The organism is Butyrivibrio sp. MC2021, assembly GCF_000621605.1.
In the GTDB taxonomy this organism is placed as follows: Bacteria; Bacillota; Clostridia; order Lachnospirales; family Lachnospiraceae; genus Butyrivibrio.
The window spans coordinates 570,808-584,019 of the sequence record NZ_JHXX01000001.1; the positions used below are offsets into that span (position 1 = coordinate 570,808).

15 protein-coding genes are annotated in these 13,212 nt (G+C 44.7%); 3 read left to right on the forward strand and 12 right to left on the reverse strand.

Annotated features, from left to right (window positions below):
* Positions 1–26: 26 nt before the first annotated feature.
* The 8 genes from thrH to pheA form a co-directional block, all read right to left on the reverse strand.
* Complete coding sequence (thrH, locus tag T359_RS0102295; protein ID WP_026516078.1) at positions 27–626, reverse strand: bifunctional phosphoserine phosphatase/homoserine phosphotransferase ThrH; 600 nt, start codon at positions 624–626, stop codon at positions 27–29.
* Between the two features lie 79 nt (positions 627–705).
* Complete coding sequence (locus tag T359_RS0102300; RefSeq protein ID WP_026516079.1) at positions 706–1,560, reverse strand: PHP domain-containing protein; 855 nt, start codon at positions 1,558–1,560, stop codon at positions 706–708.
* Positions 1,561–1,589: 29 nt separating this feature from the next.
* Complete coding sequence (locus T359_RS0102305) at positions 1,590–2,402, reverse strand: Cof-type HAD-IIB family hydrolase (protein WP_026516080.1); 813 nt, start codon at positions 2,400–2,402, stop codon at positions 1,590–1,592.
* A gap of 93 nt (positions 2,403–2,495) precedes the next feature.
* Entirely contained in the window at positions 2,496–2,750 is a 255-nt protein-coding gene (locus tag T359_RS0102310; protein WP_026516081.1) for a hypothetical protein, read from the reverse strand.
* A 19-nt stretch (positions 2,751–2,769) separates the two neighbouring features.
* Entirely contained in the window at positions 2,770–3,354 is a 585-nt protein-coding gene (locus T359_RS0102315) for a Maf family protein (RefSeq protein ID WP_026516082.1), read from the reverse strand.
* 18 nt (positions 3,355–3,372) lie between these two features.
* Positions 3,373–5,535, reverse strand: coding sequence for an RNA degradosome polyphosphate kinase (locus tag T359_RS0102320; protein WP_051544865.1), 2,163 nt, complete (start codon positions 5,533–5,535; stop codon positions 3,373–3,375).
* A 1-nt stretch (position 5,536) separates the two neighbouring features.
* A complete protein-coding gene (locus tag T359_RS0102325) occupies positions 5,537–7,084 on the reverse strand; it encodes a Ppx/GppA phosphatase family protein (protein ID WP_026516084.1) in 1,548 nt (515 codons plus the stop codon).
* A gap of 30 nt (positions 7,085–7,114) precedes the next feature.
* The gene (gene pheA / locus T359_RS0102330; protein WP_026516085.1) at positions 7,115–8,242 is read right to left on the reverse strand and encodes a prephenate dehydratase; all 1,128 of its coding nucleotides are present in this window, start codon (positions 8,240–8,242) and stop codon (positions 7,115–7,117) included.
* 103 nt (positions 8,243–8,345) lie between these two features.
* Between pheA and T359_RS0102335 the strand changes: the two genes are divergently transcribed.
* Genes T359_RS0102335 through T359_RS0102345 form a run of 3 tightly spaced genes read left to right on the forward strand, consistent with a single transcriptional unit; the run spans position 8,346 to position 10,857 of the window.
* Positions 8,346–9,350, forward strand: coding sequence for a DUF5050 domain-containing protein (locus tag T359_RS0102335; RefSeq protein ID WP_026516086.1), 1,005 nt, complete (start codon positions 8,346–8,348; stop codon positions 9,348–9,350).
* Positions 9,351–9,399: 49 nt separating this feature from the next.
* Positions 9,400–10,356: an aspartate carbamoyltransferase gene (pyrB, locus tag T359_RS0102340; RefSeq protein WP_026516087.1), complete on the forward strand. Its 957-nt coding sequence runs from the start codon at positions 9,400–9,402 to the stop codon at positions 10,354–10,356.
* Between the two features lie 57 nt (positions 10,357–10,413).
* Positions 10,414–10,857, forward strand: coding sequence for an aspartate carbamoyltransferase regulatory subunit (locus T359_RS0102345; protein WP_026516088.1), 444 nt, complete (start codon positions 10,414–10,416; stop codon positions 10,855–10,857).
* Between the two features lie 101 nt (positions 10,858–10,958).
* On the opposite strand, the gene T359_RS23175 is transcribed toward T359_RS0102345, so the two are convergent.
* The 4 genes from T359_RS23175 to pyk are packed head-to-tail and all read right to left on the reverse strand — an operon-like array spanning position 10,959 to position 13,197.
* Positions 10,959–11,093 (reverse strand): hypothetical protein, encoded by a 135-nt coding sequence (locus tag T359_RS23175; RefSeq protein ID WP_256374471.1) that lies wholly within the window; start codon positions 11,091–11,093, stop codon positions 10,959–10,961.
* Positions 11,094–11,145: 52 nt separating this feature from the next.
* On the reverse strand, positions 11,146–11,595 hold the full coding sequence (locus T359_RS0102350) for a bis(5'-nucleosyl)-tetraphosphatase (RefSeq protein ID WP_026516089.1): 450 nt from the start codon (positions 11,593–11,595) through the stop codon (positions 11,146–11,148).
* Between the two features lie 27 nt (positions 11,596–11,622).
* On the reverse strand, positions 11,623–12,207 hold the full coding sequence (locus T359_RS0102355; RefSeq protein WP_026516090.1) for a GNAT family N-acetyltransferase: 585 nt from the start codon (positions 12,205–12,207) through the stop codon (positions 11,623–11,625).
* Between the two features lie 18 nt (positions 12,208–12,225).
* Positions 12,226–13,197, reverse strand: coding sequence for a pyruvate kinase (pyk, locus tag T359_RS0102360; protein WP_026516091.1), 972 nt, complete (start codon positions 13,195–13,197; stop codon positions 12,226–12,228).
* Positions 13,198–13,212: the final 15 nt, after the last annotated feature.

Here is a 13,212-nt window from a genome sequence, read left to right on the forward strand (position 1 = left end):
GCCTTTTTGATTACATATTATTACGATCAAAGAGCTGCTTTAATAGCTGCAAGGAAATCACTGTATTCCTCAAATGCAGGAAGCTCAGGATGATCTGCCTTGATCTTCTCAGTTGTTCTGAAGAGGAAACCTGCCTTGGAAGCCTGGATCATACCAAGGTCATTGTAGCTGTCTCCTGCTGCGATGGTCTCATATCCGATGGACTGAAGAGCCTTAACAGTTGTGAGCTTGGAGTTCTCTATTCTCATCTTGAAATCTGTGATCTCGCCGTTGTCAGCAACCACAAGACTGTTGCAGAAAATTGTGGGCCAGCCCAGTTTCTCCATAAGCGGGGTTGCAAACTGAGTAAAGGTATCACTTATGATAATGACCTGAGTCTCTTTTCTGAGTTCATCCAGGAACTCCTTAGCTCCGGGAAGGGGATCGATCTTGGCTATTGTTTCCTGAATCTCCTTAAGTCCAAGGCCGTGCTCCTTCAGGATTCCAAGTCTCCATTTCATAAGCTTGTTATAATCAGGTTCGTCTCTGGTGGTTCTCTTAAGCTCCGGAATCCCACTGGCCTCTGAAAAGGCGATCCATATCTCCGGTACAAGTACTCCCTCAAGGTCCAAACAAACGATGTTCATAAAATATACTCCTCCATAAAAGATACTTTAACACATTAAATCCATAAAGATTTTAGCAGATATTGTCTGCAAAGTCTATTTATTTTCCTGCAGCCACCTTGATTGGAGGAAGAAGTTCCTCGGGAACAAAGAGTTTTCCTCTTCCGGTTCCAAGGTCGATATCCTTCTTGTTGGTGCCGTGGAAATCAGAACCTCCGCTGACAAGAAGGTCGTATTTTCCCGCAAGGGCCTTCATATCCCGTTCTTCTCTTGTCTCATAGGTTGAATAGATTGCCTCAAGGCCCATAAGTCCTGCTGCCTTGAGACGCTTAACCAGAGCATCAAGTCTCTCATCGCTCATGCGGTAAAGAATAGGATGCGCCAGTATCGGCACCCCGCCCGCCTGAAGAATATGCTCAATGGCCTGCTCAGGAGTAATCTTTTCCCTGGGCACAAAATAAGGACAGTGGTCTCCAATCAGTCTGTCAAAGACCTCCTGATTACTCTTGGCAAAGCCCTTCTCTACAATAAGCTTGGCATAGTGAGCTCTTGTTATGACAGCTCCGGGATTTCTCTGTGTAAGTTCCTCGAAGGTGATAGGGATCCCCGCCTCCTCACTGAGCTTTTTGCACATCTTGATATTTCTGTTTATTCTGGAATCCTTGAATTCCTGAAGCTTCTTCTTGTAGGCATCATCGTTATGATTGATATACAGACCAACAATATGGACATCCTTGCCTTCTTCCACTGTTGAGTACTCTATACCTGGAACAAATTCCATATCGGGATATTTCTCTGCGGTATAGCTGATAGCTTCATCCAGACCTGCCACAGTGTCGTGGTCGGTGAGGGCTATGGCAGCCAGTCCCTTTTCATGGGCATAATCTATAAGTTCCTTAACAGAGAAGCTTCCGTCTGAGCAGGTTGAATGTGTATGTAAATCTATTGGTCTCATAGTTTCATCTCCATATACTGATTCTAAAATCATATTGCTCTTAAAATATACTCCGCAAGGCCGTCATTATTGTTATCAAACGATGTTATCTCATCTGCGCTGGCCTTAACTATATCTGTGCCGTTAATCATAGCAATGCCATGTCCTGCTGCCTCTATCATGGAAATATCATTCTGCTCATCCCCGGCAGCATAAGTATTCTCTATAGGTATGTCCAGATACTCAGCCAGCCTCTTTACAGCGCTGCCCTTCCCCGCAATGGAAGGAAAAATCTCCATGTAATATGGATTGGAATACAAAAGAGTAAGCTCATCTCCCACCATTTCCTGAAGGGCGATTCTGAATCTCTCCTGCTTCTCATGGTCGTGAAGCTCAATGGCTATCATTTTAGAGGGCGGAGTTGAAATGTACTTCATAACGCTGTCGGTCACTATAAGAGGAGTCTTGATCACTCTTCTGTAATAGTCCATGCACTCGCCGTTCCATCTGCTGATGATATGGGTCTCGTTGTAGGTATGACAGTGAATATCATATTCCTCCGCAAGATCCAGTATCCTGGGAACCAGAGCTAACCTTATCCCTGTCTTGAAAACATATTTTTCATCATCGATACTGTAGATCTCAGTGCCGTTGGATCCGCAGATAAAGCTGCCCTTAAAGTCCAGCCCCAGTCCGTTGTATACAGCCCTTGCACTGTCTATAGCCCTTCCGGTATTGATGCAAAAATGATTGCCTGCCTCAGTAAAAGCCCTGAGGGCATCCATTGTTTTATCCGTAATCTTCTTCTCTTTGTTCAAAAGTGTTCCGTCAAGATCAAAGAAAAAGATCTTTTCGTTATTCATCCTGTGTTTCTCCAATTATTCTAAAGCATAAAAATAATCCCATAGTAGACCTGTCTATTCTACCATGGGATCTTACATTCTGAACAAAAAAGTTTATCCCTCAACTATAAGGTATCTGCCGTCGCCGATATCGAATACTTCGTCAGCATCAAGAACATTGCCGCCCTCGGTGTCGATTCCGGTCTCTTCGAAATATTCCTCTACCTCGTCGGGGCCATCAACCACTACAGCCATGCAGTCCTCTAAGAAAGCCTCAGCCTCTTCCATATTCTCTGCCACATCCTCAGGAAAAAGCTGCCCCTGATTCTCCAAAAAGCATTTTAATACTGCCTCATCATACTCGTGCATAACTATAAACCTCCAAACCCTATAATAATTTATTTTCTTTCAGTTCATGATAGAGTCTAGCAATCGGAAGCCCCACAACATTATAATAATCACCCTTAATTCCGGTTATGAAAATTCCAAACAGTCCCTGAACGCCATAGGCACCTGCCTTGTCATCAGCTTCTCCCGTCGCAACATAGGAAGCAATTTCTTCTTCCGTCATGGGTGCGACGTCAACCAGCGTCTCCTCATGGAAGGTAAAGCTAAAGGGCTTTCCGTCCCTGAGTGTAAAGACCGTCACCCCAGTATAAACCGCGTGTGAATCTCCCTGAAATGCCCTTATCATATTCGCAGCATCTGTGCGGTCTGTGGGTTTACCAAGTACTCTTCGTTTATATGATACAATGGTGTCCGCGCCGATTACAACGGGGATATCTGTAGAATTGGTTAAAACTTTATTAAAAATCTCGGAAGCTTTTTGATAAGACAGCTCCTCAACTATCTCCTCAGGAAGCACTTTGCTTGTGCTTTCTTCACCTATGGCAGGTATAACTTCATATTCCGGTACCACCTTTGCAAGGAGTTCCTTTCTTCTTGGCGATCCCGAAGCAAGTATATATTTCACTTTATTTTTCTCCTATTATCAAACATGTTTCTCAGGTACAAATACCCTGGTGTTCTGTGTTGTCATAACCTTGGCAGCACTTGCCGCTTCTTCTCCGAATATCTTCTGGGAATTGATGCTCTCCTCAAAACCGTCGGATGAGATCTTTTCTTTTACAAATCTGCCGTCAGGATTCATGATGTGAGCCTTCTCATTGTCCTTAAGCTCTGTATCCAGAATGTGCCACAGCTTGTTTCGAAGCTTTTCATTTTCCACAGGGAAAAGGATCTCAACTCTTCGCTCCAGGTTTCTTGGCATCCAGTCAGCACTGGAAGCATAAAACTCAGGGCTGGTGCCGTTCTCAAAATAGAAAATCCTGCTGTGCTCAAGGAAGTTACCTACAATGGATCTGACGGTAATATTCTCGCTGACACCTGGAATTCCGGCTTTGAGACAGCATATGCCTCTTACTATCAGATCGATCTTAACTCCCATGCTACTGGCTCTGTACAGCTCCGCAATGACCTCTTTGTGGCAGATGGAATTCATCTTGGCAATGATCCTTGCAGGCTCTCCGGCCTTGGCATGTTCCTCTTCTCTCTTGATAAGATCTAATATTCTGTCCTTGAGCCACAGGGGTGCAAGAGACAGCTTGTTCCATCCAAGGGGCTCCGAATATCCGGAAAGCATATTAAAGACCGCAGTGGCATCCTCGCCAAAGGCAGGAGCGCAGGTAAATAGTCCCACGTCTGTATACTGCTTGGCAGTGGAGTCGTTGTAGTTACCAGTAGCAAGATGAACGTATCTCTTGATACCGTCCTCCTCACGTCTTACTACCAGGGTGATCTTACAGTGGGTCTTAAGGCCCACAAGACCATAGATAACATGGCAGCCGGCTTTCTCAAGCATCTTGGCCCAGACGATATTGTTTTCCTCATCAAACCTTGCCTTGAGCTCAACAAGAACCGTGACCTGCTTGCCATTGTCTGCTGCCTTGGCCAGAGCTGCAATGATGGGCGAGTTACCACTTACTCTGTACAGTGTCTGCTTGATAGCCAGAACATCCGGATCCACCGCTGCCTTTTCTACAAATTTAACCACATTTTCAAAGGTCTCGTAGGGGTGGTGCATCAGAACGTCGCCCTCCCTTATGACCTCAAATATATCCTTGTCACCGCTGAAGGCCACCACAGGCTGCGGCGGTTTGTAGCTGTGCTCCTTGAGATGCTCGAAGTCATCCAGCTTGTACACCTTCATAAGGAAGGTCAGGTCAAGAGGTCCGTCGATCCTGTATATCTCGTTGTCCTCCACACCCAGATCTTCGGATATGAGCTTAAGAAGCTTTTTATCCATATCCTCGGATACTTCAAGCCTGATGGCCTGTCCCCACTGACGGAGTTTGAGCTGTTTTTCAATCTCCTTAAGAAGATCCTCCGCCTCATCCTCGTCGATTGAAAGGTCGGCATTTCTTCCTGCTCTGTAGGGAGCACTGGTTATAATATCATAGTTCATAAAGAGCTTACTTAAGTTTCTCTCGATTATCTGCTCCAAGAGAACTATTTTGCGAAGTCCCGTATCAGAATCTGTGGCGGGAATCTCCAGTATTCTTGGGAGCACATCAGGCACCTGAACCGTGGCAAAATCAACACCGTCCTTGCCCTCTTTTTTCTTGAGCAGAGCTCCTATATTCAAAGTCTTGTTTCTGATAAGAGGAAAAGGTCTCGAGGAGTCCACCGCCATCGGTGTGAGAACAGGGAAAACGAACTCATCGAAATACCTGTCCACATATTCCCCTTCCTTTTTGGTGAGCTCAGAGACATCACTGATCCTGAGCCCCTTGTCCACAAGAAGCGGCATCAGATATTTATTGTATATCTCATACTGTTTATCCACGAAGTCATGAACAGCGATAAGGACCGCATCCAGCTGCTCCGTGGCAGTCATTCCTGCAATATCAAGCTTTTTGTAGCCTGCGTTTATCATATCCTTCAGGGATGCAACTCTTACCATGAAGAATTCATCAAGGTTGCTGGCGGTGATAGCCAGAAACTTAAGGCGCTCAAATAGCGGATTCTTTTCATCCTCAGCCTCCGATAAAACTCTTTCATTAAATGAAAGCCAGCTGAGCTCTCTGTTGATATAGAGACTTGAATCCTCAAAATTGATTGAATTGTTATTCTTTTTATCCTTAGTTTTTCCCATATCAGATGATCCTCTTTTGCCTGATAACAGGTCTTATACCGAACACTTCCTCAAAAAAGCTTGCTCTGTTTCCAAAAAGTCCTTTTTCCAAAGTGATATCTGCATTGGTATCAACAAATATCTCCAGTTCCCTGTCCTTGACGGTAACGGTGACATCCTTAAACTTCTGCTTATGGGTTCTGTCCAGGCCGTTGGCTATCCTGAGGATCGCAGTGAGCTTGGCCACCCTCAGATAGTCCTCTCTGGTGAAGCCCTCAAAGAACTTGCTGTTGGCGGTGTAATACTCAAACTCCTCGTGGTTGAACCTGACAACGTTGGCAACGATCTCCCTCTCTCTGTGGGACAGTCCGATGATCTCCGTTGACATGATGATGTTATAGGAGCAGTCACCCAGATAAACAAGGCTTATATACTTGCCGCAATCATGAAGTATCGTAGCGATCTGTAAAAGAAGCCTGTCTCTTTGGGTAAGACCATGTAAATCCGCGGTGCTGTCAAATACAGTAAGGGCGATCTTCTGAAGGGTCTCACGCCTTGATTTGCTTCCCATGAATCTCTTGGAAATATTCTGAGCACAGGCAATGATGTCCTGCTCAAAATCATGAGGTGAACTGATAAAGTTCTTTTTCTCCGCATACTCATAGGCGATACCGTCGCAGAGGGTGATTCCGGGAGCCCAGAGATTATCGGCCTTGGTCTCATCCAGGAAACACTTGATAACTGTTCCTGATACATACAGCATTGGCACATTGTCCTCGGGGATATTGAGCTTTTTGGCCACCTCTATGGCACTGGTGACGCTGGCCTTTTCCAGGAACTTAAGAAATTCCTGCCTTGTGGCATAGCCCTCCCTGTCGGTTCCCATGCGCTGCTTCTGAATTATCGGCGATACATAGTCGTCTATGATTATGATATTCTCTATTTTTCTGTCCTTTAGATGGATCTTGGAAAAAACACTAAGCTGGGAATTGACCAGCTCTGAAACCAGGTCTCTGTACTTGAGTTTTGTGGCATGTACTTCCTCCATGGTGGTATGGATCCTCAGAACTCCCGTTGTGAGATTCTGGGTGGCAACCAGGGCATCCTTTTCAAAAAGGGATATCTGAATGCTGCCTCCGCCTATGTCCACAATGGCTGTGGGGCGCCTGATTATCTCCTCAAACTGGTCCTGCTTTAGGGCTATAGATTTATAGTCCAGAAATCGCTGTTCAGAATTACTTAAGATGTCGATGTGGATCCCGGTGCTCTGCTCAATAAGATCCTGAACCACCACAATATCCCTGGTCTCACGCATGGCACTGGTGCCATAGGCCTGATAATGGGTTACACCGTAACCCTCCATGATATTGCGAAAGTCCTTCAGGATCCTTATCATCTCTTCTACATGAAAACTGGAGATCCTGCCGGTGGCATAGGTCTCTGTTCCCAGATCCATGCGGTGTCTCACATGGTCCAGCTCTCTTACCCCCTTTTTCTGGGACAGCTCAAATATCTTGAGAGCCATCTCATAAGAACCCACATCTATTGCTGCAAATACTTCACCCGTCATAAGAACCCCTCATTCGCTCAAAGACTAAAGTTAATAATTCCCCAGAATTTTCAGCATTTTGGCTTCTTCACGAAGTCCTCTCAGTGCATTCTTCACCGCACTGTCTTCAAGATTGCCGTCAAAATCAATAAAAAACCTGTACTCCCAGTTTCTGTCCTCAATAGGTCTTGACTCGATCTTGGTCATGTTCAGATTGTTGTAGATAAAATGTGACATCATGTGATACAGAGAGCCCGCCTCGTGAGGGATTTCCATGCAAATGCTGATCTTGCCTGCCCCCTTGAGGAACACCTTCTGATTGGTCACAATGATGAATCTGGTGGAGTTGGAATCAGCCTGATTGACCCCTTCCTGAATCACCTCAAGTCCGTAGATCTCTGCCGCAAGGCTGCTGCCTATGGCTCCCTGGGTTATATCCTTATCCTCTGCCACCTTCTTAGCCGCAAAGGCGTTATTCTTCATGCTTATCTGCTTGATATCGCCATGTTCGGATAAAAATTTGGAGCTCTGCATAAGAGACTGGGGATGGGAATAAACCGTTTTGATATCGGAAAGCTGTGCTCCCTTCAGCCCCATAAGGCAGTGCCTTATCTCAATTATCTGTTCACCGATGATATAATTCTCATACTCTGTAAGAAGATCGTAAATCTCGCTGACAATTCCCGCTGTTGAATTCTCAATGGGAAGGACCGCGTAATCTGCGCTTCCGTCCTCAAGAACCGCCATGGCATCCCTGAAGGTCTCCACATGGAAGCTGTGAACATCCTTACCGAAAAACTTCTTCATGGCGATCTCTGAATAGGCACCCTCGGCGCCCTGATAGCACACTCTGCAGTTGGCATAATCCAGTGAATCAATTCTGATAAAGGGAAGCCTTCCTGATGCTCCATGCTCAGCCAGCTTCTGATACTGGAGCTTGCGGCTCATGGACATAAGCTGTGAAAAAAGCTCTTCTATACCTACTCTGTTAAACTCGGAATGGGTCATATCGCCTACTGCCTTGAGCTTGGCCTCTTCCCTTTCCTTGTCATAAACCTTTTTGCCGTTGGCTATTTTATAATCAGCAACCTGTGAAGCAATATCCATACGCTTTTCATACAGCTCCACGATCAGTTTGTCTACCTTGTCTATCTCTACCCTAAGGTCTTTTAAATCCATTTTTTCTTCTCCCAACTAACCATATATATAACCATGATAGTTGATTTTTAGCTTGATAGCAAGGTTTAACGAGCCTATAATAAATCTAAGAGAGGGGCTTACCATGAATAAGAAAATCGTTATTATTTTTTTACTTGTGGCACTTTTATCAATTGGTCTGGTTGCACTTAATCTCTACGAGCAGAGAATTCCAATGGATCCTTCCGACGTAGGGAATCTGGCTGGCAACCTTCAAAACGGCGGTCTGTTTTTCGAAATGGACGGCAAGGTCTACTTTTCCAATTCTCAGGAAGATAACTGCCTTTATTCCATGAATCTTGATGAATCCAAACCCAAGAGACTTACTACCATGGGCGTGAAATATATCAGTGGTGCCAACAATCACCTTTATTTCTACATGGATTCAACTCATAAATCCGGAAAGGTAACCGGTCTCGGAGCTGCTTCCAATCAGTTCGGCATTTACCGCTGCAACACCAAGGGCAGAGATCAGACCTGTCTTGTTCGTGACTTCTGCGGCGAGATGCAGCTCTGCGGCGAATATATTTATTATCAGATAAAAACTGACGGCACACTCAACAAGATGCGCGTTGATAAAAAAGATAAGCAAAAGGTGGCTGATGAACTTATCTCTCCCCTTTGTTATGATAACAATGTGATCTACTACACCGGTGTTTCCAAGGATCACGCCATCCACTCTCTGGGGGTCAACGGTAATAATGCCAATGCAGTGGTTCAGTCAGGGCATTGCTTTTTCCCTGTTGTCATGGACGGATATCTCTACTATCTCAACGGCGATTCCAATTACAGTCTCTGGCGAACAAATTTATACAGCGGCGTACAGGAACTGGTGGTATCCGACAGGATCGATTCCTTCACCATGGATCACGAGCACATCTACTACGCTTTTTCCAACAGTGACAATCCATCCCTTCGCAGATGCGATCTGGATGGAAGAAATATTTATGTTCTTTACGACGGAATTGTTAACAGTATTAACTTGACATCCCGCTATGTTTATTTTAAGGTTTTTGGGGACGAAAAAACCACGTATCATATGCCCCTGGATGGTTCCAGAGCGCCTTCTGTTTTCGTTGTAGGCGGCTGATCCCATATACAGCTATTTTTCTATTATTTCAATTTTTTGAGGAGACGGTATGAAAAACTTAAGACACATGATGAACCCTCTGGATTTCTCAGTTGAGGAATTAGAGGAACTTTTCGATGTGGCAAATGACATCGAAAACAACATGGAAGCCTATTCCCACAAATGTGACGGAAAGATAATGGCTACCTGTTTTTACGAACCAAGTACCAGAACAAGACTCAGTTTTGAAACAGCAATGCTCCGTCTGGGAGGTAAGTGCCTCGGATTTGCTGATGCAGGCTCATCCTCAGCAGCCAAGGGAGAAAGTGTTTCCGATACTATCAGAGTTATTTCCTGTTTCGCAGATATCTGTGCCATGAGGCATCCCAAGGAAGGCGCACCGATGGTGGCAGCTTCCAAATCCGGTATTCCCGTGATCAATGCAGGTGACGGTGGTCATCAGCATCCCACTCAGACTCTTACAGATCTTCTTACTATCCGTTCCCTTTACGGAAAACTTGGTGATTTCACCATCGGCCTTTGCGGCGACCTCAAATTCGGCCGTACCGTCCATTCTCTTATAAATGCCCTGACCAGATACTCAGGCATCAAATTCGTATTTATTTCACCACAAGAACTTAAGGTTCCGGACTATATTACAGAAATGCTGGATTCCAAGGGTATCCCCTTCGAAGAAGTTATCAAGCTGGAAGAAGTTATGCCTCAGCTGGACTTCCTTTACATGACAAGAGTTCAGAAGGAACGTTTCTTCAACGAAGAAGACTACATAAGACTGAAGAACTTCTATATCCTTGATAAGGCTAAGATGGAACTCGCCAAGGAAAAGATGTATATCCTTCATCCCCTTCCAAGAGTAAACGAGATCTCCGTGGAGATTGATGATGATCCCAGAGCCGCTTACTTCAAGCAGGTTCAGTACGGTCTTTTTGTGAGAATGGCTCTTATTTTAACTCTCCTTGATATGACCGATGCTCATATGAACCACGATCTTCTTCGGAAGTTTTGATATGTCATTCAGGAATCAATTAGTTGACCGCGTAAGCGTTGTAGAAAGAAGGAACCTATGTTAAATATTGGAAAAATTGAAGAAGGCTTTGTTCTTGACCATATCCAGGCAGGAAAGAGCATGCAGATATACAGACACCTTGGTCTTGATAAACTGGACTCCACTGTGGCCATCATCAAAAACGCCAAGAGTAAGGCCATGGGCAAAAAAGACATCCTCAAGGTAGAATGTGACATCGACACCCTGGACCTGGACGTCCTTGCCTTTATCGATCACAACATCACCGTCAATGTAATCAAGGCCGGCGAGATCATCGAGAAGCGCTCTCTTGTACTTCCCAGAGAGATCAAGGATGTCATCCGCTGCCACAACCCAAGATGCATCTCTTCCATTGAGCAGGAGCTTCCGCAGATCTTCTATCTGTCAGATGAAAAGAAAGAGATCTACCGCTGCAAGTATTGTGATGAAAAGTATTCTGAAGCGGATATTACAAAACATTGAATAACATGACTTAAACATAAAAACAGCTGCTTATTGAGGTTAAGCAGCTGTTTTACATTTTCATTGTTTTGAATACTCCCCATTCTCATCAATATTTAAACCTAGTGTTCCCGGGACAGTTCCTCCAGGAAGCTGCAGAGCGTGCTCTTCCCCGCACCGGGAGTCGCTGCCAGCATAACCAGAACTCTCTCTCCCTTTTCCTTCTGAGTCGCAGTGAGCCTTTTTAGGAGCGGCAAAAAAATCTCATTTATGGAAGCTTCACTGTATGTGGCTTTTACATCTATTCCGTTAATGTTCTTTTAAAATATTCTTTCCATTGTTCAAATACTCTTCTGCTGCCTTCAGTTCTCTCTTTGATTCATCAGATTGTAAGCTGTCCAGCGCCTCCTGATAGCTCAATAATACAATCTCTGAAACCTCACTCTCCTGTGCATGAATCTTCTGATCATGATATTCTGCCAGAAAATAGACATTGGTCTTCTTATCATTGGGACGACCCTCCCTGGCCAGAAAATGCTCATCTACTTCTCTGAAATCATCATACAACTTAACCTCAAGACCGGTTTCTTCTTTTACCTCTCTCAGGGCTGTCTCCTGCTCCGTCTCCCCGGCTTCCATATGCCCTTTGGGGAATCCACAAAATCCGCTATACATACCGGTTCCACGGATAATCACATATTTCCTGACTCCTTCTTCGTAAGTAAAAACTATTGCCCCACAAGATTTTTCGTTTGCCATAATGCTCCTTCTTTTTTTATATAGTAATTACCTTCTACGTCCTTCTCTATGGAAAAAGTATCCCAGATTGATTCTCACTTCTCGTCTGCCGATATCATCGTTGGTATAGCAGCAGGTATCAAAGCCGATGAGCTCAAAGCCCTGATGAAGATAGAAACCTATGGCTTTGGTGTTACAGGACTGAGTCTCAAGCATAATGGCTCTTCTGTTCTGGGCCATGGCCACTTCCTTTGCTTTGTCCATAAGTCTTTTTCCAAGTCCGGTTCCCTGGAGTTCATCAGAAACCCACAGTTCTGTTACCAGCAGTCTGTTGGACCACTCTTCGGGACAGACTTCTATGCAGGCTCTTAAGGTGCCGTCTTCTCCTACAACGCCGTAAGCCTCTGCATCTTCCCAATGGTCCTGATATAAAGAATCCGGGAAATCATATTCCTCGGGAGTGTGAACTATCTCTTTCTCCGCCTGCTTCTTTACAAGCTTAACTATGCATCCATCCTTGTCCAAGGGATCTATTTTAAAATCGTAGTAGCTGTCACTTCTTGTGGTAAGAGGGATAGCTACTCCTTTCCATTTTTCTTTTGGAAGAGATACTATTTCAATCTCGGTTGTCATTTTTAGCCCTCCTTTTTCTTAACATTTCGCAGTTTGTGATAAATAACGTATAACCTCCACCGGATACCTGCCAACTGCGGTCTCACCTGTGACCATAACTGATGAAGCGCCATCAAGAACTGCATTGTAAATGTCATTGACTTCTGCTCTGGTGGGAACCTGGGAGTTTTCCATAGAGGCCAGCATCTGGGTGACAACCATAAATGGAATCTTATGCTCGTTACAAATTTTAGAAATTTGCTTCTGAACTCTGGGAAGTTCCCATAGAGGCATGGCGTTTCCAAGATCTCCTCTTGCAATAACTATTTCATCTGCGACAAGGAAGAAATCCTTAAGGTTATCAACTCCCTTCATATTTTCAATCTTTGCATATATACGGATCTTTTCTCCGCCGTATTCATTAAGCACACTTCTAAGCTTATTAAGATCATCAGCGCTTCTGACGAAGGGCTGCATCACTCCGGTAACTCCGCACTCTGCAGCAATTTTGATATTGCTGATATCGTCCTCTGTCAGCGCCGGAGTATCAAGGTCTGTTCCAATAAGCGCAAGGCTCTTTCTGCCGGAAAGAAGTCCCCCACGTACTATCTTTATTTCTGCAATATCTCCATGCACACTTACCGCTTCAGCAAGTATTTTTCCATCATCAAGAAGGATCTGCTGCCCGGAAGTAATGGCATCAAGAACAATCTGACTTACAGGAATTCCATCTTTTCCCAGAAACGCAGTTGCGCCCTCCCGAAGCTCTACAGGTTCACGAAGGTCTCCAATCCTTATCTCCGGTCCCTGCATATCAATAAGAATCTTTGGCATTACATTATTTTTCGCAGCTGCTCTCTTAATTATTTCTATCTTTGAAACACAGTCCTTAAGCATGACATGGGAAAGATTGATCCTCATCCCGGTCATGCCCTCTGCAAACATTTCCGTTAATGTCTCTTCATCTTCACAGGCCGGTCCCAAGGTGCCAAACACATCTATCATAGTCATTTGCTGCTCCCTGAT